The 26,273-nt window shown below is 65.8% G+C and carries 21 protein-coding genes and 1 pseudogene; 7 read left to right on the top strand and 15 right to left on the bottom strand.

What is annotated here, in order from left to right:
• Positions 1-450: 450 nt before the first annotated feature.
• Positions 451-2,286, top strand: a complete 1,836-nt coding sequence (locus IPM60_06910; GenBank protein MBK8907627.1) for a tetratricopeptide repeat protein — start codon at positions 451-453, stop codon at positions 2,284-2,286.
• Positions 2,287-2,506: 220 nt separating this feature from the next.
• On the opposite strand, the gene IPM60_06905 is transcribed toward IPM60_06910, so the two are convergent.
• From IPM60_06905 to IPM60_06860, 10 genes are all read right to left on the bottom strand, one after another.
• Positions 2,507-3,487, bottom strand: a complete 981-nt coding sequence (locus tag IPM60_06905) for a type II secretion system F family protein (protein MBK8907626.1) — start codon at positions 3,485-3,487, stop codon at positions 2,507-2,509.
• Positions 3,484-4,476 carry a type II secretion system F family protein gene (locus tag IPM60_06900; GenBank protein ID MBK8907625.1) on the bottom strand — a complete coding sequence of 331 codons (993 nt, stop codon included), beginning with the start codon at positions 4,474-4,476 and terminating at the stop codon, positions 3,484-3,486. Before IPM60_06900 ends, IPM60_06905 begins: the two co-directional genes overlap by 4 nt.
• Positions 4,473-5,966 (bottom strand): CpaF family protein, encoded by a 1,494-nt coding sequence (locus tag IPM60_06895; GenBank protein MBK8907624.1) that lies wholly within the window; start codon positions 5,964-5,966, stop codon positions 4,473-4,475. Before IPM60_06895 ends, IPM60_06900 begins: the two co-directional genes overlap by 4 nt.
• A 212-nt stretch (positions 5,967-6,178) precedes the next feature.
• Positions 6,179-7,399, bottom strand: coding sequence for a pilus assembly protein CpaE (locus IPM60_06890; protein MBK8907623.1), 1,221 nt, complete (start codon positions 7,397-7,399; stop codon positions 6,179-6,181).
• Positions 7,399-8,109 carry a hypothetical protein gene (locus IPM60_06885; protein ID MBK8907622.1) on the bottom strand — a complete coding sequence of 237 codons (711 nt, stop codon included), beginning with the start codon at positions 8,107-8,109 and terminating at the stop codon, positions 7,399-7,401. The genes IPM60_06890 and IPM60_06885 overlap by 1 nt, the downstream gene beginning before the upstream one ends.
• A 10-nt stretch (positions 8,110-8,119) precedes the next feature.
• Positions 8,120-9,532: a type II and III secretion system protein family protein gene (locus IPM60_06880; protein MBK8907621.1), complete on the bottom strand. Its 1,413-nt coding sequence runs from the start codon at positions 9,530-9,532 to the stop codon at positions 8,120-8,122.
• A gap of 15 nt (positions 9,533-9,547) precedes the next feature.
• Positions 9,548-10,459 (bottom strand): Flp pilus assembly protein CpaB, encoded by a 912-nt coding sequence (gene cpaB, locus IPM60_06875; GenBank protein ID MBK8907620.1) that lies wholly within the window; start codon positions 10,457-10,459, stop codon positions 9,548-9,550.
• Between the two features lie 19 nt (positions 10,460-10,478).
• On the bottom strand, positions 10,479-10,973 hold the full coding sequence (locus IPM60_06870; protein ID MBK8907619.1) for a prepilin peptidase: 495 nt from the start codon (positions 10,971-10,973) through the stop codon (positions 10,479-10,481).
• A 36-nt stretch (positions 10,974-11,009) separates the two neighbouring features.
• Positions 11,010-11,195, bottom strand: coding sequence for a Flp family type IVb pilin (locus IPM60_06865; GenBank protein ID MBK8907618.1), 186 nt, complete (start codon positions 11,193-11,195; stop codon positions 11,010-11,012).
• Between the two features lie 166 nt (positions 11,196-11,361).
• The gene (locus IPM60_06860) at positions 11,362-11,538 is read right to left on the bottom strand and encodes a Flp family type IVb pilin (protein MBK8907617.1); all 177 of its coding nucleotides are present in this window, start codon (positions 11,536-11,538) and stop codon (positions 11,362-11,364) included.
• A gap of 300 nt (positions 11,539-11,838) precedes the next feature.
• Between IPM60_06860 and IPM60_06855 the strand changes: the two genes are divergently transcribed.
• Together IPM60_06855 and IPM60_06850 are read left to right on the top strand one after the other, a co-directional pair.
• The gene (locus IPM60_06855; GenBank protein MBK8907616.1) at positions 11,839-13,341 is read left to right on the top strand and encodes a VWA domain-containing protein; all 1,503 of its coding nucleotides are present in this window, start codon (positions 11,839-11,841) and stop codon (positions 13,339-13,341) included.
• 201 nt (positions 13,342-13,542) lie between these two features.
• Positions 13,543-14,867 (top strand): annotated as a pseudogene (locus tag IPM60_06850) (IS1380 family transposase).
• A 125-nt stretch (positions 14,868-14,992) separates the two neighbouring features.
• On the opposite strand, the gene IPM60_06845 reads toward IPM60_06850, so the two are convergent.
• From IPM60_06845 to IPM60_06830, 4 genes are all read right to left on the bottom strand, one after another.
• The gene (locus IPM60_06845) at positions 14,993-17,116 is read right to left on the bottom strand and encodes an AsmA family protein (GenBank protein ID MBK8907615.1); all 2,124 of its coding nucleotides are present in this window, start codon (positions 17,114-17,116) and stop codon (positions 14,993-14,995) included.
• A gap of 47 nt (positions 17,117-17,163) precedes the next feature.
• Positions 17,164-17,487, bottom strand: a complete 324-nt coding sequence (locus IPM60_06840) for a heavy metal-binding domain-containing protein (GenBank protein ID MBK8907614.1) — start codon at positions 17,485-17,487, stop codon at positions 17,164-17,166.
• A gap of 20 nt (positions 17,488-17,507) precedes the next feature.
• Positions 17,508-18,881 carry an AarF/ABC1/UbiB kinase family protein gene (locus IPM60_06835; GenBank protein MBK8907613.1) on the bottom strand — a complete coding sequence of 458 codons (1,374 nt, stop codon included), beginning with the start codon at positions 18,879-18,881 and terminating at the stop codon, positions 17,508-17,510.
• 112 nt (positions 18,882-18,993) lie between these two features.
• On the bottom strand, positions 18,994-20,784 hold the full coding sequence (locus IPM60_06830; protein ID MBK8907612.1) for a M3 family oligoendopeptidase: 1,791 nt from the start codon (positions 20,782-20,784) through the stop codon (positions 18,994-18,996).
• A gap of 129 nt (positions 20,785-20,913) precedes the next feature.
• Between IPM60_06830 and IPM60_06825 the strand changes: the two genes are divergently transcribed.
• Complete coding sequence (locus IPM60_06825) at positions 20,914-22,701, top strand: long-chain fatty acid--CoA ligase (GenBank protein MBK8907611.1); 1,788 nt, start codon at positions 20,914-20,916, stop codon at positions 22,699-22,701.
• 380 nt (positions 22,702-23,081) lie between these two features.
• Here the strand turns inward: IPM60_06825 and IPM60_06820 are convergent, their stop codons facing one another.
• The gene (locus IPM60_06820) at positions 23,082-24,275 is read right to left on the bottom strand and encodes a cardiolipin synthase B (GenBank protein MBK8907610.1); all 1,194 of its coding nucleotides are present in this window, start codon (positions 24,273-24,275) and stop codon (positions 23,082-23,084) included.
• A 220-nt stretch (positions 24,276-24,495) separates the two neighbouring features.
• Between IPM60_06820 and IPM60_06815 the strand changes: the two genes are divergently transcribed.
• The 3 genes from IPM60_06815 (at position 24,496) to IPM60_06805 (ending at position 26,268) form a co-directional block, all read left to right on the top strand.
• Positions 24,496-24,792, top strand: a complete 297-nt coding sequence (locus IPM60_06815; GenBank protein ID MBK8907609.1) for a hypothetical protein — start codon at positions 24,496-24,498, stop codon at positions 24,790-24,792.
• A gap of 289 nt (positions 24,793-25,081) precedes the next feature.
• Positions 25,082-25,330, top strand: coding sequence for a hypothetical protein (locus IPM60_06810; protein MBK8907608.1), 249 nt, complete (start codon positions 25,082-25,084; stop codon positions 25,328-25,330).
• Entirely contained in the window at positions 25,327-26,268 is a 942-nt protein-coding gene (locus IPM60_06805) for a transglutaminase family protein (GenBank protein ID MBK8907607.1), read from the top strand. The genes IPM60_06810 and IPM60_06805 overlap by 4 nt, the downstream gene beginning before the upstream one ends.
• Positions 26,269-26,273: the final 5 nt, after the last annotated feature.

The following is a 26,273-nucleotide window of genomic DNA, read 5'->3' as shown; positions in this document are numbered from 1 at the left end:
CAAATCCTCTTGACGACTCGACCGTCTTCCATCAGGCTAATGAACCGGAACTGGTGCGAATTTCAACCCATCATCCCCCGACATTCAATGGAAATGATGGCAACGCATGCTTTGCTAGATCTTTCGCAAACTCTTCCAGCGGTGGTGGTGGTAACGGGCTGTTAACGCAACTGATGATCTAGTGCCGGCGAGTCGTGGCGCGGCGCGCTAGCTGTCCCTTGCTTTCAAGCCTTAACCGCCAGGCTCCACGTGCAAGCAACACTTATCGAGGCCGGAGCAATGGAGACTTCTTCGCGCAGACCCCCGAGAACCCGCGCGCAAACAAGAACCAGGGCACAGACCCTGGCAATCGCCGTTCTCGCCGCCGCCCTGGGCTTGACGGCATGCAACAGCGCCCCTTGGTCCGGGGGGCCGCAAGCGACCGCACCCGCAGACCGGTACCAGCGCCTGATGAGTATCGCCGAAAAGGCCGAGGATGGCGGCGATCTGGTTGCAGCGGCGTCGCTTTATGGCCAGGCGATCGAACTGGAGCCGGCGCAAGCCGAGCCGCTGATCGCACTCGGCAGGATATCGGCCCGCATGGGGGACGCCGATCGCGCCGCCGGTTTCTTCGCCGAAGCGCAAAGCGTCGCGCCGGATGACGCGGACGCCATGCGCGGGTACGCATCCGCCCTGCTCTCCCTCAACTACACGGAAGAGGCGGCCGAGCAGTTTCGCCGAGCGCTTCAGGTACGGCCGGGGGATCCTCGCGCTCTCAATGGTCTGGGCGTGGCTGAAGACCTGCTCGGACGCCATGCCGACGCCCAGAAGAGCTATCGCAGCGGTCTCGCCGCGGCACCCGGCGACCATTCGATCCAGAACAATTTGGCGCTGTCCTTGGCGCTCAGCGGGCGCCATGACGAGGCCATTGCGATGCTCCGGGACATTGCCGCCGAGCCGGGTTACGGCGCTCGCATCCGCCAGAACCTGGCGCTCGTGTATGCGCTCTCGGGCCGCATCGACGCCGCCGCCGACGTGGCTCGCCAGGATCTGGACCCCACACAGGTCCAGAACAACCTCGCCTTCTATCAGTCCTTGCAGGGCCTCAGCGGCCGCGCCCTCGCCCAGGCGGTCTTCTTTGCGAACATGGGCGGGGCGGCGGAAGCGTCCGCACAAGGGATTCCGGATGAGACGGATATCGCTCCCGCAGCCGTGCTGAACGACGACCGCGAAGCACTTCAAGCCGCGTTCGAGCAGGAATCCGCATTCGCCACGCCCGTCACCTACGTCACCACCCTGCCGACCCGCGAGCGTCCGGCGGCGGCCGCTGCCCCCGAGCCGGCCGAGAAGACGCCTGCCGAGACCGCGGACGCGGACGCGGACGCTGATGTTGGCGCGGCGGCGCCCGACCCCGATCCCGCCCCCGCCCCCGTCCTCGTCGTAGCGCAACCGGCAGAGGCATCGGGCGTTGACGATGCTGCCGCGTTACCGTCGGCTCCCGCCGCGGCTGCCGAAGCACCGCCGCCTGTGGTCGCCGACCTCGGCGCCGACGGGGAGCCGGCACCAGCAACCGGGCTTGCGGCGGCAGCCGAGGCCGAGCACGCTCCCACCCCTACCCCCGCCCCGGCCGAACTGCAGGCGGCCGCGACCGAAGACGCCGGCAAAGCAGCGAACAAGACCGTCAGCTTCGACGACGTCGCCTGGCGCCTTCGCGCCTATCTCGATGATGATCCGACCGTGCCGGTGCCTGCAGTCCCTGTCGCCCCACCGGCCGCGCGGGATGCGGACGAGGATTCGTTCCCAGTGGCCGAACAGGTTGTTGACGCAGCCGAGCCGGAAGCGCCGAGGGACGCCACGGAGGAGACAGAGCGGATGGCGGAGAAGGGGACGGAGGCCGATCAGGCCCCGACGCCGCCCGAACAGACGCCCGGACCCGTCGCGGAGCAGACGCAGGTTGCCGAGGCCGCGGCGCATGCGACGGACACGTCGCCGGTCGAGCCGGCCGCTCCGCTGCACGAGGCGGCCACTCCGCTGCACGAGGCGGCCGCGCCCCGGCAGTTCCAGTTGCAGCTTGCCTCTGTCAAGACCGAAGACGGCGCCAGGAGCGAGTGGAACCGAATCAAACCGCGGATCGCCCCCGTCCTCCCCGACGCCGAGCCCCGTTATGTCCGCGCTCAGGTCGGCAACAAGGGCTATTTCTACCGGGTTCGCGTCGACGCATCGTCAAGCTACCGCAAGGCCCAGGAACTGTGCACGGCCGTCAGCGCTCGCGACATCGGCTGCTTGGTCGTCCCGCCGAGCGACTGAGGTCCGCTAGCGCTCGGGTCCCGTTCCAGGCGGCAGCGGCCGATCCAGGTCGCTGCCGTTGCCGCGCCCACCCGCCTTGGCGCCAGGTTCTGGATTGTCGCGCCTGTTCCACGGACGGGCTCGGATGACAAGGGTGGGGCGCTGCCCGGACGGGCAAGCCCTCTTGCGGGCCCACCTCAGAGACAACGTCTGGATTCTACTAGTAGAGCAAGCGCCGCGGCTACATGTTGGAGAAGGCGTCGATGACGCGGAGGATGCCTGGGCCGATCAGCACGATCATCAGGGTCGGCAGGATGAAAATGATCATCGGCACGGTCAGCACCGCCGGCAGCTTCGCCGCCTTTTCCTCCGCCTTCATCATGCGCTCGTCACGGTATTCGGCCGAGAGGACGCGAAGGGCGTGCGCCAGCGGCGTGCCGTACCGCTCCGTCTGTTGCAGCGTATTGACGACGCCGCGCACCGACGGCAGGTGGCAGCGTTTCATCAGGTTGTCGAGCGCCCCACGCCGTTCCGGCAGGAAGCCCAGTTCCACGGCCGTCAAGCCGAATTCCTCGGCGATCTCCGGGCTCGACTGCGCCATCTCCCGCGATACCCGGGTCAGCGCCGCGTCCAGCGACAGCCCCGCCTCGGCGCAGATCACCAGGAGATCGAGGGCGTCCGGAAGCCCGTTCTGCAACAGTTTCTCGCGCTTGGCGATGGCGTTCTTGACGAACACCTCCGGCACATAGAAGCCGATCAACACGAACGCCAGGGGCAGCAGATTTTGCGCCATGGGAGGAAGCTTGAACGCGTCGAGCCCGCCGATGAACAGGAAGGCGACGGCGCCGACGACGAACGGCATGCACAACTTCATGAACATGAAAATGATGAGCGCATCCTTCGACCGCCAACCGGCGCGCGATAGCCTCTCGGCGACACTGCCGGCGGTTCTGCTCTTCAGCAGATCGAAGCGCCTCACCACCTGTTGCATAAAGCCGAGCGCGGCGGCATTGCGATGCTGACTGCGCTTGGCGTTCTGGTATCCCGCGCGCAGCTCCGCCTGCCGATGGCGCAAACGCTGCATGCGGCTTGAGACCGGATCGCGGCTCAGAAGAGCGCTCCACACCGCCAGCACAGTGGCCGAGGCAGCGATCGCCGCCATTGCGACCAGGACGGCCTCGCCGTCGATGCCGAAGAAGGCGAAAGGGTCGGCGACGCTCATATCTCGAACCGGATCATTTTGATCATGACGGCCACTCCGATCAGCATGCTGAGAAGGCCTGCCCCGACCATCACCAGGCCCCGCGGATCCGTGAACAAGTCCGACGCGTAGCCCGGGTTCACGACATTGACGATGGCGAACATGATGAACGGCAGCGAGCCGAGGATGCAGGCGCTGGCCCGAGCCTCGCCGGACATCGCCTTGATCTTCAATTTCATCTGGCGGCGGCGACGCAGGATGTCGGCGAGGTTGCCCAGGGTCTCTGCGAGGTTGCCTCCGGTTTCCTGCTGTATCGACAGGCTGATGACGAAAAAGTTGAGCTCGGCGATGTCGAGCCGCTTCGCCGTCTGCCACAGCACCTCTTCGAGCTTGCCGCCGAATTTGACGGTGTCCATGATGGCGCGGAACTCGACGCCCACCGGATCGGCAATCTCGCGGCTCACTGCCGCCATCGCCTCGGACACCGGCAGGCCGGACTTGAGGCCGCGCACGATGAGCTCGATGGCTTCCGGAAATACGCTCAGGAACTTCTTGCGCCGCCGAGCGATCAAGTGTCCGACGATCATGTGCGGCAGCCCGAGGCCCACGAACACCGCGATCAGACTGGCGGTGAGCGCCGAGATGCCAGCGAATAGAACGCCGGCGCCGAACACGACGGCGCCGATCCCGACACTGCAGAGCAGGTAGGTCCCGAGGGTGATGTCGAGGCCCGTCCGCCGCAGCCGTCCGGTCAGCATCGACTGACGCGGCAGCAGGCGCTTGGCAAGCCCCTCCAGCATCCGGATTCCCTGCACCTCGGAGCGCAGAATGCTGCCGCCGCCGACCGCGACAGCCGCGCCGGCGGAGGTGCGGCCGGCATCGCCGCTGGAAAGCCGGATGGCGCGCTTCCGCACGCTGGCGCCGGGCGACAATGCGCCGCCGATCGCAAAGCCGACCGCCAGGATTGCCAGAAGAACGCCGGCAAAGATGACCATCAGTTCGTAAGTCACCGCCGCACCTCCCCGGTATCGGCGGCAGCGATCGCCGCCATCAGCGCCCGGTCGAGACCGAAATATTGAGCGCGGGTCATGAAGTGCGGGCGCAGGCCCGACGACTTGAACACGCCCGTCAATTTGCCGTCCGGAGTTTCCCCCGTGTACTCGAAGGTGAACAGGTCCTGGCTGGTAATAATGTCGCCTTCCATGCCCACCACTTCCGTGACATGCGTGATGCGCCGGACGCCGTCCCGCATGCGGGCAATCTGGACGATCATGTTGACCGCGCCGGCGATCTGCGAGCGCACTGCTTCGTTCGGAAGCTTGACGCCGGTCATCGCCACCATGTTCTCGAGCCGGGTCAGCGCCTCCCGCGGCCGGTTGGCGTGGATGGTGCACATCGAGCCGTCGTGACCCGTGTTCATCGCCTGCAGCATGTCGAGGGCTTCGCCGGCTCGAATTTCGCCGAGGATCACTCGGTCGGGACGCATGCGAAGGGCGTTCTTGACCAGGTCGCGCTGGGTGATCTCGCCGTGCCCTTCGAGGTTGGGCGGACGCGTCTCGAGGCGGACAACGTGCGGCTGCTGCAGTTGCAGTTCGGCGGCGTCCTCTATGGTGACGATGCGCTCGCCGGGATCGATCATCCGCGACATGGCGTTGAGCAGGGTCGTCTTGCCGGAGCCGGTGCCGCCGGAGATGACGATATTGAGGCGGCAGCGGGACGCGATCTTGAGAACCTTGGCGACCTCGGGCGACAAGTTCTTCTGCCGCTCCATGGTGTCAATGGTGATCTTCTGCTTGGCAAACTTGCGGATCGAGATGGTCGGCCCATCAAGCGCCAGCGGCGGAATGATGATGTTGACGCGGGAGCCGTCCGGGAGCCGCGCGTCGCACAGCGGCGTCGATTCGTCGATGCGACGACCGACCCGGTTGACGATGCGCGTGCAGATGTTCATGGCGTGGGCATTGTCGCGGAACGTCACGTCGGTGATTTCCAGCTTGCCGCGACGTTCCACGTAGATCTGCTTGGCGCCGTTGACCATGATGTCGGTCACCGCATCGTCGGCGAGCAGCGTCTCCAGCGGGCCCAGGCCGAGCATCTCGTCGAGCAGTGTGGCGACGAGTTCCCGCTGCTCAACGAAGTTGAGTTGAAGCTTCTCCTCCGAGAGGATTTCGGCGATGACCTCGTTGATCTGCGCCTCGAGTTCCGGACGCGCCAGCGCCGACGCCTTGGCCACGTCGATGCGCTCCATCAGGATCGGCTGCACCCGCTGACGGGCGGTTTCGACGATCTGCCGGACATTGGCCGTGCGCGGCTGCTCGCTTTTTTTCTCGCGCGAATCTTCCAGGAAGGCGCAAAGAACCGCGGTGATCCCGTCCCGGCGCTCCAGCGGGGTCAGCGGCATGCCGGCGGCAGAAAGATCATCGAGGATGTCGCCGGCGGCGGCTGCAAGGTCGCCGCGACTCACCTCCGCCGCCGCCCGGTCGGCGAAGCGTTTGCGCATCTCCAGGAGGGCGCGCTCCAGAAGCCCCAGGGTCTCGTCCTGATCGGGTCCATCCGGTGCCGGCGTCTCGACGGGAGGATCGGGATCGACCTCCTGCGCGGGCCCATGACGCTGAGGGTCGGGCTCGGGAGCGGCATTCGCCGACGAGCGTGCGCCCCCCTTCGGCGCCGTCGCAGCGGCGTTGCCGAACTGCCGTCGTCCGAACATGGCCACTAGCGGCCGCCCTTCAGGAACCGCAGCAGCGAGGGCACGCGGGCGGCGCCATCGTCCAGCCGCGACGCCTGCGCCGCGAGGCGCCGCAACGGTTTGACGCTCTTGCACCCGGAAGATCCCCGACCGAACGGCTTGCCGGCGCCGGCGCTCACGGCGGCCGCTTTGGCGTCGAACGGGATGACCACGTCCACTTTGACCTCGGCGCCGTTCTCGAAGTCCTTCTGCGTGAGCTCGGCGCCCTTCAAGGCGCCGACGCGGTTGAGCACCACGCTGATGTCCGCCGCCGGCACGGCGGTCATGATCGCCTTGTGCAAGCGCTTCGTATCGCGCATTCCGGCCAATGTGGGATCGGTCACCAGCAACACCGTCATCGGCGGTGTCAGCAGGGCGAGTTGGCTGCGAGCCGCGAACCGCGGCAGATCGAGGACGATGCACTTGAACTCGCTACGCAACTGGTCGATCAGCCGCTGCATGGACACCGGATCCACGTCATGGGCGTTTTCAAGATCGTCCTCGGCGCCCAGCATGAACAAGTTCTCGCCGTCCCGCACCATCGCCCGCTCGACGAACAATCCGTCCATACGATCGGGATTCTCGAGTGCCTCGCGCAAGCCTCGGCCGGTTTCCAGGTCAAGCGCCAGGCCGCACGTGCCGAAGTACAGATCCAGATCCACCAGCGCCGTGCGGGCGCCGAAGTCGTGGGCGATGGTCGCCGCGCAACTGGAGGCGATGGTCGTTGCGCCGACGCCGCCGCGGGCGCCCACCACCGCCACCAGGTGGGCAATGCCGGCATTCGCTGCCGGATCCATGGTTGCTGCGTCCTGGTGCTGCAGGGCGCAGAGCACCGCCTCCACCATGAGCGGCTTGACGAGGTAATCGTCGATGCCGGCGGAAATCAAGGTGCGGTACAGGTTGACGTCGTTGATGTCGCCGAACGTGATCACCCGCGTGCCGTTGTCGCAGACATCGGCCAGCGCCGACAGATCCGCCATCGGATCGTCGCAATCGGTGAGGTCGACCAGCAGCCGCTGCGGGGTGGGGAGCCCGGCGAGCGACTGCACGGCGGTCGCTATCGATCCCGCCACGACTTCGGGCTTCTGGATGCCATGGGCTTCGGCCGCCCGAGCTATGGCGTCCCGGCTGGCCTCGTCCGTTGCAAATCCGACCAACGGCTTCGGCTGCGGACGGGGGGCCTTGCCGATCAGTTTTGCGAGGGCCATCACTTGCCTCCACCCGACTTGGCGGATTTGATGGCGTTGATGTCGCTGACCGCGTTGCCGAGCAGCGGCTTCGTCTCGCCCTCGCGGTAGCGCTTGATCGAGCCGGCCAAGCGCTGTCCGTCGGCCGGGGTGAGGTCGCGGCCGCGTGCCAGATCGGCGGGGTTGGCGACCATCAGGCCGAGGTTGGTGGCGGTGGCGCAGCTCCAGTTGCTGTGGGGCTGGTTGTTGAACACCGCGGTCCAGCCGTCGCTGAAGTCCGGACATGCCGGAAGCTCCACCATGGTTCGGCGCAGGGTCACGGTCACCGAGCCGGCGCTTTGAGTGGACGCACCCGGCGCGGGATCGGCGGCGGCACGCTGGTAGATCGGGATCTCGGCGGGGCGGAGCGCAGCCGCGATGATCCGCGCCCGGCGGTCTCCGAGAGGGGAGGTCGCGTCCGTGGTCACCAGGAGCGTGTCGCCGTAGTCGGGCTCAAGAGCAGCGACGAAGGCGCGCAAGCGCTCCTGCTCGGTGCGGGACAACGTCGCCGAGTTCGGCGCAAAGGACACGGTGTGGTGGAAGCCCACTTGCTTGGGGATCGGCTGCCGGGCGACGCGGAGCTCGGGCGAGCCGTCGGTGGACGAACACGCTGCGAGGCCCGTGACGCCCATGATCAGCGCCGCGGCGGTGGCCACACGCAACAGCGTGCGGCTGTTGGTTGTCGTCGTCATCGTCATCGCCTCAATTCAGGATGAAACCGGGCCCGCCGATCAGGCGGCCGCCATCGGGAACCACCACCTGACGCCGCCCAAGGTTGGGGAGGGTCCGCTGGGTCTTGCCGTACATCAGGCGCTGGGCGTCTGTCGGCGGCGCGAACCCGTCGGTCGGCAAGGCGATGGCGGAGTTGGCGACCGGCTGGACCACGTATGGGGTCACCATGATCACCAGCTCGCTCTCGTCGCGCTGGAAATCGTCGGAGCGGAACAGCGCGCCCAACACCGGAACATCGCCGAGACCCGGGAACTTGTGCAGGCTGTGAGAGATGTTGTTCTCGAGGAGGCCGGCGATGGCGAAGCTCTGGCCGCTGCCGAGCTCGACGGTGGTCTCGGCGCGGCGCACCTTCAGCGCCGGCACCTGCAACTGTCCGCCGGCGATCGGCACCGAGATCGCGCCTTCGTTGGAGAGCGCGCTCACCTCGGGGCGGACGTGCAGGCTGATGCGGCCGCTGTCGAGAATGGTCGGGGTGAATTCCAGCGACACGCCGAATTTCTTGAACTCGACCGTGATCTTGTCCTCGCCCTGGGGCACCAGGATCGGGAACTCGCCGCCGGCGAGGAAGCTTGCGGTTTCGCCGGTGATGGCGGTGAGGTTCGGCTCGGCCAGGATGCTGATCAGCCCTTCGTCTTCGAGCGCATCGATCTTGGCATCCAGCGACCAGTTCTTGGTGCGCAAGCTGCCCACTACCACGTCTTCGATGACGTTGATGTTGAACGGATTGTTGGTTGCGAGCCCGAACGCGAAGCCGCCGTCATTGAACAGCGCGTTCCAGTTGATGCCGAGCTGCTTGTTGATGTCGCGCGACACCTCGGCGACACGAACGCGCAAGTTGACCTGGGAGGGCATGGAGACAGACAAGCGGTTGATCACCCCCTCCTCCTTTTCGACGAAGCTGGCGGCGAGGGAACGGACGTCTTCGGACACGGTCGCCGTCGGCACCACGCCATCAAGGACGATCGAGCCTTCAATGCTGGCGACGTCGAGATTGACGCCGGGGTGCATGGACTTGACCGCCTGGCGCAGGCGGCCGAGGCTGTGGCTGACGGTGATGGCGATGCTTGCCAGCACCTGCTCCTGGTCATCCACTGCGTAGAGCGTCGTCTGCCCTGGCTTGACGCCCATCAGATAGATGAGCGACGGCGACTTGACCTGGACGTCGGCGATCTCCGGATTGGCGACGAACACCGTCGTCGCAGGCCGGTCGAGGCGCAACAGCGTGCCCTTGTTCGCTTCAAGCTGAACCGAGGGGCCGCTCGTCTGGACGACCGAGACCGCGTCGACCGAGCGTCCGACCGCCAGAACCGCGACGGCGGCGAGCCCGGCGACAAGGGCCCGCCTCAGCCGCTTGGACGGAGGCGAGAGAGACAAAAAAGCCATGGCGCTGGTATTCCCTCAAAAGCTGACCTGCTCGGCGGTTTTGCCGTGCAGAACGTCGACAACCTTGCTCTTGGCGCCGGGGACCGGAAGGCCAAGAGGATCGCCGATCATGTAGTAGATGTCGAAGTCGCGGGTGTAGCTGCGGAGATCCTCCCCATCGCCCTCGGCATCGGTCCCGATTGTCGTCACCCCGACCCCAACGGCGGGTTCGGGCGTGAGACTGCGCAGGCTGAGCGACAGCGAGCCGATCTCGAGGGCAAGCGCGATCTTTTCCGCCTGCTTTGAAGAAACCTCGAGGGTCGTCGTTTTTGCCACCTTCGCCATGCCGTCTTCGTTGTCGACTTGCTGATCGATGGCCAGAACACGAACTTTTCTCAGCAAGGTCTCACTAAAGAAGCGAGTTTGCCCGCCATTGTTTTCTTCTTCCTTAACGCCGACGCGAAAGGTCAGAATGACGTCGACGATGTCGCCGGGAAACACGAAACCGGCAATGCCGGTGGTGGCGTCGACCGGCACCGAAACCGCACGCAGGCCGGGATCGAGAACCGCGGCGAGGAACCCCTGCTCGCCCGGATGCACGACGCGGGCTGGGGTGACCGGCTCGTTGGCGAACAGTTGGTTGCGGGTCACGGCGCCCTCGAAATCGGCTTCCACGAACTCGGCGCGGGTGATGTAGGAGTCGGACACGCTGTCCTCGGGCCACGGCTGCCACTTGAGGTTGTCGGACTTCAGGAACGTGCCGGTCGGCAGGTCCTGGCCCGCAACCAGCACCTCGACGGTGGCGGCCGCGGCCTCGCTGACTGCGGCCGGCGGAGCGTCGGCCTCCAGCGCCGCGCGTTGCGCCGCCAGCCAGTTCTTGGCGTAGAACGCAGTAAAGCCGGCGGTGGCGATGGCCACGACGACCAGGATGATGGTGCGAAAGTTCATTGGAGTTTTCCCTGTTGAATTAGCCCGTGAGCAGCGGCGGACCGATCACCACGAAGGCGCCGATGGCGATGGCGACGGCGTAAGGGACGGAGCGGCCGAGGACCGTGGCTCCGGCGTCACGGGCGCCGAGAGCCGTGAAGGCATAGGCGAACACGAAGCGCAGGGATGTCGCCATCAGGATCGCGATGACGCCGCCGGCGACGGCCGTCACCAGCATGAACTCGAGGACCATCTCCGGCCCGGCCCACAGCGCGATGGCGGTCATCAGCTTGACGTCGCCGCCGCCCATCAGCCCGGTGGCGAACAACGCAGCGCCGACCGCGAACACGGCTGCGGCGATCCCGACCGCCGCCAGCCAGTCCGGTTGATGCACCGCGACGGCATAGACGGGATAAAGCGCGGCAATGGCGGCGCAGATGCGGTTGGGGACGGTGAGCGACGTCAGGTCGGTCAGCGCCGCCAACGCTACCAAGCCGAGGAACAGCGTCACCACCATTGCGAAGATCGGTGTCACGGCAGTCTCAAGCGGCGCTTTAAGGAAAACGTCTGCTCAGTCGGCGGAGTTGAGCGCATTGGCCGGAACCTCGAAAAAGCCGGCGAGAGACGTGCCGAGGGCCGTCAGCGCCCCGATGACGGCAATCCCGATCAGAAGCACGATGAACGCGTACTCGATAGCGGTCGCCCCGCGCTCGTCAGCAAGTAATCGGAACGGCTGATCTCGGAATACCGTCAACATCGTCATCCGATCCTTTGCGGCGCATTCATGAACACTGCACGGAGTTGCGGCCCCTCTGTCCGCGGCCCCCCCGTCCACGACGATGGGCGGCGGGTTTCCGCCGCCCGCTCGCGAGAACAGGACCAACTTCATGCAATGACTTCAGGAGGCAATACGATGTGGGCGCCTACGACTTCGGCTTCACATCCGTCGCGACCTTGTTGAAGAGCTCGGTCAGGTTGGTGCCCAGCGTGGTCAGCGCGGTGATTGCCGCGACGGCGACGAGGGCGGCGATCAGGCCGTATTCGATGGCGGTGGCGCCGGACTCGTCGGCGACGATGGTCTTCAGTGAACGAAGCTTCATGGTGCATCTCCTCATGCTCTGCGAAGCCTTGCAGGCACTCCATGCCCGCAGTACGAGCACCAGATCTACTCTGTGAGGATTAAGAAAGTGTAAATGAAGACGGGCCGCCACGTCACAAGTGTGTGCTGTTCATTCTTGCCGCTCTCGGCAATTTTTTAGTTTGGCGGATCTAGCACCCGCCACGGCGCCCTTAACCATTCCTTCACCTTTTGCCGCAACTCTGACGTATGGGCCCGCAGTTCCGACAAGACGCGGGAACGGCAATCAGAACGCTGGAATGGTCTCATGATGAATATCGGGATGACTGGACCGACGGAAAGCCGCAAGGGCGGACGTACGTTGATGGCGCGCCTGCGCGCCCTCTTTCGCGACCGGCGCGGCGGCGTCTTCGTGTTCATGGCGGCGGCGGCGATTCCGCTGATCGGCTTCATCGGCATCGCCACCGATACGGCGCGCATGTTCATGGTCAAGTCGCGCTTGTCGTCGGCGGTGGACGCCGCCAGCCTCGCCGGCGGCAAGGTGTTCTTCGCGCCCGGCCGCGACGCCGACGTGCGCATGTACTTCGACACCAACTTCCCGCCGGATTACATCGGCTCGACGGTCACCGCCTTCGACATCAAGGACGACGAGGAGGAGGAGACACTGACCGTCTCCGCCACCGCATCCGTCCCCACCAGCTTCATGCGGCTGTTCGGCTTCGACACCGTCTCGGTGGCCGCCGACGCCGAGGTGACCCGGAGACAGGTCGCCCTCGACGTGGTCATGGCCATCGACATCTCCGGGTCGATGAACGAAGGGGCGCCCGGCGGTGGCAGCCGTATCGCCGCCGCCAAAACAGCCGCCGAGGATCTCGTCGACATCCTGTTCGGGAACGACTCGTCCAAAGACTTCCTCAACATCGGCCTGGTCCCCTGGAACGCCAAGGTCAACGTCATGAACAGGGATGAGACGTTCGCTCCGGTGTCGACCAAGACAGAAGCCGTGGCTTCGTTCAAAAACCCCGAAACCGGATGGCCGCAGGACAAGATCTACTACGCCAACAATTCGCCCGTGCCGCTCATGTCCAAGCCGGACGCCGATTGGAAGGGCTGCGTCTTCAACCGCTACAAGGATGGCCTTCCGGCCAACGCCCAGGCCGATACCGAAGAATCCACCCACTCCGGCGGCGGCTTCGACTGGAAAGGCTGGCAGCCGATCTTCCCGGGAGACGACGCGGCGCACCCACAGTGGGCCGGCGAGCCGGTGCCCAGCTGGGGCGTGTGCAAGCTCTCGAAGTCCTGGCAGGAGTGTGGGAGCTGCCCCACGTCCCGCATACTGCCCCTCAGCAACTCGAAATCGAAGATCCTCGACGCCATCGACGACCTCAGCGCCGGCGGCAACACCAACATCCCGGGCGGGCTCGGCTGGGCGTGGCGGGTGCTTACGCCCGAGCCGCCCTACACCGAGGCGGTGCTGGACCCCGACTACGACCGCGAGCAGGCGATCGTGCTCTTGACCGACGGCGAGAATTGCGCCCAGTCGGGCGACGGCTATCGCGCCGCCTTCGGCCTCTGCGGCTGGGCCGGCAGCCGCGACGGCATGGATGACCGGCTGCGGCTCCTGGCCGCCAACATCAAGGCCAACGGCGTGCGCCTCTACGTCATCCAGTTCGCCAACGAAGGCAGCGCGCTACAGGCACTGTTGAAGGAAGTCGCGAGCGGCCCCAACACCCCCTACTACTACTACGCCCCCAGCCGCGACAGCCTGCTCCTGGCGTTCCACGAGATCGCCAACCACCTGGCGCAACTGCGACTTTCCAAATAGCTAGCGACAACGTCGTCCCCCGGAGCCGGCCGATCCGGCCCGGGGGCTGCGTCCGTCAGTTGCCGAACAGGCCTCTTAGCCCGTCTTATTCATGACGCCCCTTTTCAGGGGCTGGCGGATGTAGCGTAAGCGGTTGATGTGGCGTAGGATTTGGTTGCTGACACCAGTCCTTCGACGACATTTGGGCCGGCCACATCCGCCATGACCGACGATACGACCCTGCCGTTCGCGTTTCCAGCCGCCCAGAGCAAGAAAGTCATCGCCGCGTTCGACGGCGGGCGGATCACGTCTGACGGCGGGGTGATGCTGCTGGCCAAGCCGAGCGACGGCTTGGCATTGCCGCGAAGCTCGCCGCCGCGATCCCGGACGGCCGCGACGCCAGCCGGGTCATTCATCCGCTCGCCGACATCCTGCGGGCGCGCATCTTCGCCATCGCCTGCGGCTACGAGGACGCCGACGACCTGGACAGCCTGCGCTCCGATCCGGCATTCAAGCTCGCCTGCGGCCGGCTGCCCGGACAGCGGCCGGGACCTGTGCTCGCAGCCGACGATGTCCCGCTGGGAGAACGCGCCCGACCTGCGCAGCGTCATCCGGCTCGGTCGGGTCTTGCTCGATCTGTGGCTCGCCAGCTACCCGGCGCCGCCCGCCGCGGTGACGCTCGACATCGACGACACCTGCGACGTCGTCCACGGCCATCAGCAGCTGTCGCTGTTCAACGCCCACTACGACGAGCGCTGCTTTCTGCCGATCCACGTTTACGATACGGCGACCGGCCGTCCGGTGGCGATGATCCTCCGCCCCGGCAGGACGCCATCCGGCAAGGAGATCCGCGGCCATCTGCGCCGGCTCGTCCGCCACATCCGCCGCCGCTGGCCCATCACCCGCATCACCATCCGCGGCGACAGCCACTATGGCCGGTCGAGGTGATGGACTGGTGCGAGGCGAACGGTGTCGACTACCTCTTCGGCCTGCCGGGCAACAGGGTGCTCGACCGTCTTGTCGACAAGCCGCCGACGACATCCGCACCCGACGCGCTGGAGAAAAACCCTGTCTGCGCGGCTTCGCGAAACCCGTTACCGGGCCAGGTCGTGGAAACGCGAACGCCGGGCCTGCGCCCGCATCGAAGCCACCAAGCTCGGCCTCGATGTCCGCTTCGTCGTCACCAGCCTCGCCGCAGGCACGGCCGAGCACGTCTACGAGGTCCTCTACTGCGCCCGCGGCCAAGCCGAAAACCTGATCAAGCTGCACAAGACCCAACTCGCGTCCGATCGTACCAGCTGCCGCGCCGCCACCCGGTCCGCCTCGTTCTCCATACCGCCGCCTACTGGCTGATGCTCCGGCTGCGCGACGCCATCCCGAAGGCGCATGCGCTGGCCGTCGCCGAGTTCGCCACCCTGCGCCTGAAGCTCCTCAAAACCGGCGCCCGCGTCATCGAGACCACGTCGCGCGTCCGCCTCGCCTTCGCCGCAGCCTGTCCCGAGGCGCCGCTGTTCCGACACCTCGCTACCTCGCTCGCCGGACCCTGAGCATCGGGGCCGCAACCGCCCCGCCAAAACCCCTCCCGGAAACCGCCAGACCAACATCAAATCCAGTCGAACGACAACGGGAAAAAAACCCGAAGGCCCAAGCTCGTTCCATCAGCCAACTCGGCTCAAAAACCCCGCGCCCGGCCGGCGTCATGAATAAGACGGGTTAGGTTCTGTTCGACGCCCTCCAGAACGCCGCCCTGCCTGTTCTTCTCGCGCGGACTGCCCGGGTTCGCCGCGCCCGATTGCGCGTCAGATGCGTTCGCTCCCGGCTGGGCCTCCGGCTTGTTGCCGAGGGCCACTTCACACGCCTCGCCGACGCCGCCCTGCTGCGCCCCCTCCAGAATCGCAGGGCCGATCAAGGAGATTCCGCCGGTAGCCACGGCCGCCCCCACCGTAGCGCCGAGCTTCGCGATGCCGGCGGCGCTGCCTGCCGGATCGACGCCGATCGAGGGATCCGTCAGCGTGCCTTGCACCCGAACGAACTTCGCGGCGAATTCGGCGACGCTGAGCCCAAGTCCCTCCAGGGCATCGGTGCGAAAGCCGATATCGATCCGGTTGTTCTTGAAGTTGACGACCCCGGCGCCGACGACGCTCATCTTGTCGGTTTCGACGCCGATACTGTTGTTGAACTGGGCAATCCCGTCCTGGATGGTGGTCCGCACGACGCCGCACTTGAGCGGCGTCGCCTTGTCGCTCTCCGCGAACGGATTGATGACGCCGATCAATTGCGTCGCGATGTCGCCACCCGCCAGTTCCAGCGCCTCGTTATCGATGCCGCCCTCGCCCAGCCGAAGGCTCACTTCGCCGTTGAGCCCCGCCACGATATCGTTGACGCTCTTGCCATTGCCGGACACGTTGACGCGCCCGTCGAGGGGGGCGCCCTGGAGCATGTCGGTGATCGCCAGCGCCTTCAGAAGCTTTCCGGCTTCCACGCCGGTGGAGGTGAGGTCGATCCGTACCGACCCGTCCTTGCCCGCCTGAACTTCGCCATCCAGGCTGCCGTCGGCAAAACCGCCCACCGTCTGCTTCACCACCAGGCGTCCGTCGCTCAGCTTCACGTCGATCGCGACGTCGTCGGCCGTCACGCCGTTCGCCATTGTCAGGCGCCCGACCTTGAGCGTCACGTCGGCATCGGCGATGGCGAGGGCGTCGAACGGCAGAGGCTCATCCGGGAACAGCGGGCCGTTGCCTCCGGGTGATGATTCGGCGCCTTCACCATTGCCCTCTGCCGCCGCACTGCCTGCGAAGACGTCGCCGACGTCGAGCGCGTCGGAAGTCAGGGTGCCGACGATCTTCGGCCGCTGCCCGCCGAGGGCGACCTCGATCCGGCCGGACAGGTCTCTACCGCCGACACTGGCGTCCAGATCGTCCAACGCATAGCCGCTGTCGGTATCGGTCAGTTGCCCATTGATGGCGAAAGGCGGGAGTGGCGGAAGCTGAAGCCCAATGACCTCGGCCTCGCTCGCGAGGCTCTCGGCCTCGGCCCTTACGGTGAGGTCGATCCCCTCCCCTTGCAACGGCTGCGCGATCTGGCCGTCGATCTGCACGTCAGCCCCAAGCACTGTCCCCTGCAGGTCCACGGGATAGGGCGACCCGCCCCCGGTCAACTGCTCCAACGGCCCGATGACGCCCTGAATATCCACCGGCGCGCCGGCGAGCGTCGCGGCCAGAGCAATCTCCAGCGGGCTCGCGAAACTGTCCGACCGCACGTCGAAGCGCTTGATCTGCGAGGTCAGGGTCTGGCCGGACGGCACGTCGTGGTAGGTGATGGTGGCATCCTGGATGTCCACCTCCCGCACCGACGGCATCGACGCCGAGCCGCCACCGCCATCGTCCGGCTGCGCCTGGTCCGCCTGGAAGGTCCAGTTGTTGCGGCCGTCGGCGCCGGTTTCCAGCAGAATGTCGACGTTCTTCAAATGCAGTGAGGCAACCTGCAGCTCACCCTTGATCAGCGGCAGGACCGCCACCGCCACCGAGCCCTCCCCGACCGTCACCATGTTCGGTCGGGAGCTCCACTCGGCATTGGCGAGACGAAAGCCGTCGACCGAGATCGCCAGAGGAAAGCCGATGTCCCAACTCAGATCACCCTCTATGGCGGCGTCCCGTCCGGTCGTCCGCTCGATCTGGGCGGTGATGACGCCGCGGTACTGGTTGGGATCGATGACGAAAAGCGCAATGACGCCGGCGCCCACCAGCACCAGAACCGCAGCAGCGAAGCCGATCAGGATTTTCAGGGCAATGTTCAACGCGGTCCTCCCTGCACCGGTGGACAACGCCCCAAGCGGCAGTTGGTTCAGCGCAACTTTACGGCGGTGCCGTTGGCGCTGACCATCAGCATCGAGCGGTCGCCGATGCCGAGGTGCTCATAGTCGAGGTCGATGCCGACGACGGCGTCCGCGCCAAGCTCGGCAGCCTGCTCGGCCATTTCTTCCAGCGCCGTGCGCTTCGCCTTGCGCAACTCCTTTTCGTACGACCCGGCGCGGCCGCCGACGATGTCGCGAATGCCGGCGAACATGTCGCGGAAGATATTGGTGCCCATCACGGCCTCGCCGCTGACGATCCCGAGGTAGTCGTCGATGGTCCGTCCCGCGATGCTTTCGGTCGTCGTCATGATCATGTCTGCGTCCTTCGTTTCCGTCAGATGGGGAGCGGCAAGTCAAATTGCTGGAGCGCGCGGCGCTGCCGCTCCTGCAGGGCGGCCTCGTCGAAACCCTGGATCATGCCGTGGAAGAGCTGGTGCCAGTTGACCTCGGCCTTGAGCCGCGTGAACACCCCGCCAAGACCGATGGCGGCCCGGTCCATGAGCACGAACTCCCGGGGCGGCGTCACGCCGCCGAGGCGGCGCAATTCCGAGTGGATGCGGCCGGCGACGCGGGCGCCGTACATGACGCCGTCGTCATCCTGGATCAGCCGCGCCCGGTCATCCATCAGCGGGCGATAGAGGAAACGCGCCCAGTGGTTGAGGATCTCCATGACCTCGCGGCTGACGTTCTTGAAGCCCCAGGTCTCGTAGGCGTGTACCGCGAGGTCCTCGTCGTCGTTGTGCAAGGCCCAGTAAAGGTCGATCACCGCGCGCACGAACGACGGCTTGAACACGCGGATGCAGCCGAAGTCGAGGAGGTTGATGCTGCCGCCCGGGCGCGCCGTGTAGTTGCCGAGGTGCGGATCGCCGTGAATGACCCCGAAGTTGTAGAACGGCGTGTACCAGGCGGTGAACATGTTGCGCGCCAGGGTGTTGCGCAGTTCAGCGTGGCTGTCGACGAACGATAGAAGACGCTCGCCTTCGAGCCAGGTCATGGTGAGCAGGCGCCGGCTGCTCAACTCCGGCAGCGGCTCCGGCACGGCAACCCCCGCTTCCTCCGCCAACATGTGCCGGTAGAACATCATGTGCCGGCCTTCCCGCTCGTAGTCCAACTCCTCGCGCAGGCGCTCGGACAGCTCGGCATGGATCTCCGACGGGTTGATAGCGCGGTCGTAGCGCCGATAGATCGAGAAGATCAGCTTCAACTGCCGGAGGTCGGCCTCCACCGCCGACGTCATGTCCGGGTACTGCAGCTTGCAGGCGAGGCTTCGGCCGTCGTGGGAGCGGGCGCGATGAACCTGGCCCAATGAGGCCGCCGCGGTCGCGATGCGCTCGAACGACGCGAACCGGGACTGCCAATCGGGCCCCAGCTCGGTCGTCATCCGCCGCTTTACGAACGCCCATCCCATGGACGGCGCGTTGGTCTGCAGTTGCGCGAACTCGGTGGTGTACTCTTCCGGCAGCACGTCCGGAATGGTGGAGAGGATCTGCGCCACCTTCATCAGCGGCCCTTTGAGGCCACCGAGGGCCTGGCGCAGTTCGACCGCGTGTTCGAGATTGTCGAGCGGCACCCCGAACAGCCGCCCTCCCGCCAGGCGCGCCGCGGCCGAGCCGACCGCGCTGCCGACCCGGGCGTAGCGCCGGACCCGTCCGCCCAGGGAATCGAGATCGCCGGAATCCTGCGACGGAGCGTACCTGTTGTCAGCCATCACCTGCCCTGTTCCTCGGTTGCGCCGGATCCGCACCTGATACTGCGTCTTCAAGCATACGCGCGGGCTTCACCTGCCGATCATATGGCCCGGCGGCGGAGCCGCTCCAAGCTCATTCCAGGGCTTCGAGTTGATCGATGAAGCCGACGATGACGTCGATACCGCGTCTCCAGAAGCCGGGATCGCCGGCATCGAGGCCGAACGGCCGCAACAGGTCGCGATGGCGGAGCGTCCCTCCGGCGCGCAGCATGTCGAGGTACGCATCCTGGAACCCGGGGTGTCCCTCGGAGAACACCCGGTAGAGCGAATTGACCAGGCAGTCCCCGAATGCATAGGCGTAGACGTAGAAGGGAGATTGGATGAAGTGGGGGATGTACGCCCAGTAATGGCGGTACTCATCGTCGAAACGGATCGCCGGCCCAAGGGATTCCGACTGCACCGTCAACCAGATCTCGCCGAGCCGGTCGGCGGATAGTTCGCCGCCGCGGCGCTCCATGTGCACGCGGGTCTCGAAGTCGTGGAAGGCGATCTGCCGCACCACGGTGTTGAGCATGTCCTCGACCTTGCCGGCCAGCAGCCGGCGACGCACCGCCGGGTCGTTCTCGCCATCCAGCACCGCCTGGAACACCAGCATCTCCCCGAACACGGAAGCGGTCTCCGCCAGGGTCAGCGGCGTCTCCGCCATCAGCACCCCCTGCTTCGCCGCCACCCGCTGGTGCACGCCGTGGCCGAGTTCGTGGGCAAGCGTGGTGACGTCGCGCGGCCTGCCGAAGAAATTCATCAGGATGTAGGGATGCGCCGACGGCACCGCGGGGTGGGAGAATGCGCCGCCGTCCTTCCCCGCCTGTGGCAGGGCGTGGATCCAGCGTTCGGTAAAAAAGTCCGAGGCGATGTCCGCCATGCTCGGATGAAAGCCGCGAAACGCCTGCAACACCGTCTCCCGCGCCTCCTCCCAGGAGAAGCGCCGTTCCGTCCCGTCGGGCAGCGGCGCGTTGCGGTCCCAGTAGTCCAGGGCGTCCTTGCCGAACCAGCCGGCTTTCAGGCGGTAGTAGCGATGGGCAAGTTCGTCGTAAGCCGACTGGATGGAGCCGGCCAGCGCCTCGACCACCTCGTCCTCGATCCGGTTGATCCGGTTGCGGTGCGAGATTGGATTTGGGTAGCGGCGCCAGCGGTCCTCGATCTCCTTGTCCTTGGCAAGGGTGTTGGTGATGAGCGCAAACAGCTCGATCTTCTTACCAAGCTCGCCGCCAATCGCCTTGCCGGCGGCCCGGCGCTCCTGCTCATCGCTGCTGGACAGGCGGTTGAGCACGTCCGGCAGCGTCAAGCGGTCGCCGTTGATGGGGAACCGCATGCGCGCCAGGGTCTGCTCGAACAGGCGGGTCCACGCCGCACGGCCGGTGACCCATTTCTCGTGGAGGATCGCCTCCAGCTCGTCGCTCAGCTGATGCTCACGCAACAGCCGACTGTCCTCGATCCACGACTTGTAGCGCGCAGCACGGGGGTCTTTCAGTTGCTCGGCAAGGACGGCATCGTCGATGCGGTTGAGCTCCAGCCCGAGGAACAAGGTCTCCATCGAGATGGTGTTGTAGCGCTCCTGCATGTTCTGCAGAAACCGCCCGCGCTCCGGATCGCTCATGTCTTCGGCGAACACCAGTTGCGCGTAGGTCAGGGGCTTCTGTGAGCGCTCGCAGATGCGCTCGTAGGTCTCGATCGCGTCGGCCAACTCGGCGCCGCTCATCGACGCAAGCTTCCCGGCGCAATTCGTGCGCAGCGTCGCCGCCTCGGCGCGCGCCCAGTCCAGGTCGGCGTCCAGGTCCGGAGCGTCGATCGCCGTGTACAGATCGCCGAGCCGCCATGTGGGAGGCCCCTCTCCGGCTCCGTCGTCCACCGCGCCTAGCGTCATTCCGTCATGCATGGCGTTTATCCTCGTTCCCCAGTGCTCTATAGTGGCGGCGGCAGGGCGCGACCACAAGGCCGCCACAAGGTCGAGGTTCGAACGTCCGATCGTCCGGTTTCGTCGGGGAAGCAGAACATGACCTTTCCGCACTGGCCGAACCTCGTCACGATGTTTTTTGCGCAGGCCGATCGCCTGGGCGAGCGCCCGTTCCTGTGGTCAAAACGGGATGGCGCGTATGCGCCGATGACGTGGCGGAGCGTGGCGGCGCAAGTCTCGGCGCTTGCGCGCGGACTGGAAGCGATCGGCGTCGAACGCGGCGACCGGGTAGTCATCGTCAGCGAAAGCCGTCCCGAATGGCTGATCGCCGACCTGGCGATCATGGCGGTCGGCGGCATCACCGTCCCGGTGTTCACCACCAACACGGTCGACGACCATCGCTTCATCCTCGAGGACAGCGGCGCCAAAGGGCTGATCGTATCGTCCGCCAGGCTTGCAGAGCCCGCCCTCGCCGCCGTGCACCAAGCCGCCAAGGCGTGGTTCGTGGTGACCATGGATCCCATAAGCGCCGAGCGCAACACCGGCGTGGACGTGCATTCCTGGGGCGACCTGATCACCCTCGGCAACAAGGGGCACACGAACGTGGTCGCCGCGGCCGGGCGCCTGACGCGCGACGACGTTGCCTGCATCATCTATACATCGGGAACGGGCGGCGTGCCCAAGGGAGTGATGCTCCACCACGGCGCCATCCTCCACAACTGCGCCGGCGCCGCGCACGTGCTCGAGCCGCTGGGGATCGAGGACGAGGTGTTCCTCTCGTTCCTCCCCCTCTCCCACTCCTACGAGCACACGGCGGGCTTGTGCTTTCCGATCTTCCTCGCCGCCCAGATCTACTACGCCGAGGGGGTCGAGAAACTGGCCGCCAACATGGTGGAGGCACGGCCGACGATCATGACCGCCGTGCCGCGCCTCTACGAAGCACTGCATCAGCGTTTCGAGCAGCGCATCCGGCGCGCGAGCCGGCTGCAGCGGGCGCTGATATTGAAAGCCCTCAATCTCGGCCGGCGGCGGTTCCACGACCCGAACGGGCTTGGCCTCTGGGAGCGCGTGGTCGATGCAGTGGTCGAGCGCCTCGTCCGCGACAAGATCCGAGCCCAGTTCGGGGGCCGCCTGAAGGCGCTGGTGTCCGGCGGGGCGCCGCTCAATGCCGAGATCGGCCTGTTCTTCCAGGCGCTCGGCATCAACATCCTGCAGGGCTACGGGCAGACCGAGGCGGCGCCGGTGGTCAGCGTCAATAGCCCCGGCGACGTCAAGATGCACACGGTGGGCCGGCCGCTGAAGGACACCGAGGTCCGCATCGCCGAGGATGGCGAGATCCTGGTGCGGGGCGAACTGGTGATGAAGGGCTATTGGAACAACGACGAGGCGACGGCGCTGGCGCTCCGCGACGGCTGGCTGCACACCGGCGATGTCGGCGCCTTCGACGCCGACGGCCATCTGATGATCACCGACCGCAAGAAGGACCTCATCGTCAACTCCGGCGGCGACAACATCTCGCCGACGCGCATCGAGGGCTTCCTCATCATGGAGCGCGAGATCGGCCAGGCGATGGTGTACGGCGACCGCCGCCCGAACCTAGTGGCGCTGATCGTCCCCGACCTGGAATGGATGAAGGACTGGGCGCGGACAGCCGGGCGGCCGCCGAATCTTGCGGCCCTGCACCAGGACCCGGAGTTCGTGAAGGCGCTCGGCGACGCGGTCCAACGGGTCAACGCCCGCCTGCCGGTCCCGGAAAGAGTCCGCCGCTTCGCCGTTGCCCACGAGCCGATGACGGTCGAGAACGAGCAGCTTACCCCTACCCTCAAGATCCGCCGCCACGTGGTCCGCGCCATCTACGGCGACGCGCTGGAGCGGTTGTATGGGTGAGCCGGTGGCGCGCTTCAGACGTGCGGATGCTCGGCGCGCTTCTTTGCGCTGTCTGCCACAGTTTTGACCACGGATCCGCCGGCTAACCCATTCATATCATTCACTTTGTGTCCGCAGGCATGCGAAAAATGTATGCCGATGTACTCCGATGTATGCAAAGTCGACGTTAACGTCTTGATGTTAAACAATTTACACGAAGCCCTGATTTTCGGCATCCGGCCCGTCGTGGCGCGCAACTTCCCACGTCCGGACGCCGAGCCTGACGTCCACCGACCCATCGGACAACAATGCTAAAGGCACATACGCCTTGTTGCGCCGAAGTCAAGCCGCGGCACCGAACAAGTAGTTCGGCCCCGCCAGACGCTCCGAGCTGCCGGAGGCTAAACCTGCTGCTTGACGAGGCGGGATGCGGCCTCCATGGAGCGGCGGAGAATGCCGCGGTTGCGCCAGGAATGCAGCTTCAGGCGCTTGCAGTGCTCGAGGTCGTCTTCGAAGTGTTGTTCAAGCTTCTCTACGGTGGCGGCATGATCCGTGACGAGGGCGATCTCGTCGTCCTTGAGCATGGAGCGCTGGTTGAAATTGGCGGAGCCGACCACGGCGACCTTGCCGTCGAGGATCGCGACCTTGGTGTGGATCATCGTCGGCTGATAGCGCCACACCTTGACGCCGGCGTTCAGGAGATCGGTGAGCTGGTCAGCGCCAGCCAGTTCCGACACCCGCTTGTCGGTGAAGGGGCCCGGTATCACGATGTCGATTTTGACGCCACGGTCGAGTGCTTCGATCAGCATCCGCGTCGACACTTCATCGGGCGCGAGGTACGGCGTGACGATCCGGAGGCGTTTCTGCGCGAGCGTGACGATGCACCTCATCAAGAGCGCGATGTCGGTCCACCCCACCGCCGCCGTCGAGCGGATGACTTGAATGCCGGCCTCGCCGGCGTCGTCCAAGGAGGCAATATCCTTCCATGCGTTCGTGACCCACCCGCCGCTTTCCATCCAGTTGCTGTAGAACGCGGCCTGCAGGCCGTGGACGGCGGGCCCGAAGATGCGAAAGTGGGTGTCCCGCCATTCCCGTTCGTTACGGGCATCGCCTTCCCATTCCTCGGCAATGCCGACGCCGCCGGTGAAACCGACTTTGCCGTCGACGACGAGGATCTTGCGATGCGTCCGGTTGTCGGCCGCCCAGACCTTCCAGTTGGCAAGCGGACGGAACCAGCGCACTTCAACGCCGGCTTCCTCCATCTTTTCAACGAGCGAACGCGCCATCGGCGCCGAACCGAACGAGTCGAGGAGCACTTGCACCTCGACGCCTGCCTTGGCGCGCGCCGCCAGCGCGTCAGCGAAGCGCACCGCGATGTCGCCCTGCCAATAGATGAAGGTAAGGAATTGAATGCCGCTTTGGGCCTCGTCGATGGCCTTCAGCATCTCCGGGAAGATGCGGCATCCGTTTCGAAGCACGTCGATCCGGTTGCCGTCGCTGAACGGAATGCCGACGAGCCCTTCGAAGGCCAGCCGGTACTGCCCGGGGCCGGGTTCGTTCACCTCACCCTGCCTTCGCTTGGCCAATCTCCACATCGTCTCCCGCCCGGAGTTCCACGCCGGCCGGTGCGGCGGCATGAAGACCCACACAGTATACCGGGGCAGCGCGGGCATGAGAACCTGCAACCCGCCGGGCGCCTGGTGGAACTTTCAAGGATCTGCCGTGTTCATCCTGCGCCCCGACCGACATGAGGATTCCGTTGCGGCGGGGATCGAACAACGCGGATATGCGGGCGGCCGGAGGAGGGATACATACATGCAACACCGGAACGAAAGCACCTACGATCGCGTCACCGAAGCCGCTGACGACGTCTATCGCAGCGCTCTCGACTCAGGGTCACGGGCAATGGGCCACTCCGAGTCCGGGATCGACTCGGCAGTGGCATTCGTGCGTGATCACCCGATCCTGGTCACCGCCCTGGCAGTTGCCGTCGGCGCTACGATCGCCGCCATGCTTCCGCCGGTCCGGCGCGGCATCGGCCTGATCGGAGAAGAGCATGAGACGGTGGGGCCGAGCGCACCGCCGCTGCCGCCGGAAGAACTGACTGTCTGAGCGCGGACATCAAGTCGGAAGCGCTGACGGGCTCATCGCAAGAACTGGCAGATAACGGTATCGTGAAGCAGGTGGGGAGAGGTGCTGTGAACAATATATTTTATATCATTGGGGTGATCGTGGTCGTTCTTATCGTTCTCTCGCTCGCCGGCATCATGTAAGTCGACGGCAAGCGCTTCCTCTGTATCGCGTGATTCTGGACTTGCGTGGTTGCCGGTTCGCATGGCCGGCAGCAGCAAGCCAGGACAACCTCGATGGCCTCGCGGGAAGGCAACTCTTTAGGTCCGTGATGGAAGAAGTGGTTCGCTGGCTCGCGACCCTGACTGGGATTTCCGCGGCCATCATCGTCGCCGCAAATTTCGGCCGGAAGCTCACCGGGATAGGATTCATCGTGTTCACGGTGTCGTCAATCGCGTGGATCATTGCCGGATACTTCGAGGACCTCCCGAGCCTTATGGTCCAGAACGTCGTGCTGACCGCGATCAACCTCCTCGGGATTTACCGTTGGCTGATCTTGAAGGAGCGGCAGCCGCAATGACGACGTCCGCGCCTGCACGCGCCAAGCGCGTGCTCCGCATCGAGCATGACACCCTCTACCGCTACCGCCGGCCGGTCACGATCGGGCCACACCGGTTGATGATCCGTCCGCGCGACAGTCACGATCTGCGGCTTCTGGACACCGGATTGACCATCGATCCGCCGGCGCGGGTGACATGGATCCACGACGTGTTCGGAAACTCGGTGGGCATCGCGACAATCGACGATCAGGCCGATCACTTGAAGATCGGCTCTGTGCTGCAACTGGAACATTATCCTTCCGACGACGAGCCGAAGCCGGACCTCCTGGCCAACGCCGTCACCTACCCGTTCGAGTACGATGATCGCGACCTGATCGACCTGGGCCCGGTGCTGCGGCGGCACTACCCCGACCCGCACGGGGCCGTCGAGCGGTGGGCGCGCGCCCATCTCGATTCCGGAGCGGCGACACCGACGCTGGGTTTTCTGAGGCGCATGTGCGAGGGGGTCAAAGCCGACTTCCGCTACAACGCCCGGTATGAAGAAGGTACACAGCAGCCGGCGGAAACGCTGGCGACCCGCTCCGGCACCTGCCGCGACTTCGCATTGCTGATGATGGAAGGGCTGCGGGCCCTCGGTCTGGCGACCCGCTTCGTCAGCGGCTACCTCTATAACCCGCGGGCGCGGAGCGAAAAGACCGGCGGCGTCATCGGCGGCGGCGCGACCCACGCCTGGATGGAGGTCTACCTGCCCGGCGCCGGCTGGGTGGAATTCGACCCGACCAACGGCATCATCGGCGGCCTCGGATTGGTGCGTGTGGCGGTGGCGCGGGACCCGGCCCAGGCCATTCCCATCGGCGGAACGTGGAGCGGCGACGCCGACGACTTCATCGACCTCGAGGTCACCGTCACCATCATCGAGGCCGGCGGTGAGGGCGGCGATGTTGCGAATGATGTATGATGCTG

This window comes from Rhodospirillales bacterium, from assembly GCA_016710335.1.
Taxonomy (GTDB): domain Bacteria; phylum Pseudomonadota; class Alphaproteobacteria; order Rhodospirillales; family Defluviicoccaceae; genus JADJXQ01.
Note: the sequence above shows the minus strand (reverse complement) of the source record. Positions and strands in the feature narration are given on the sequence as shown.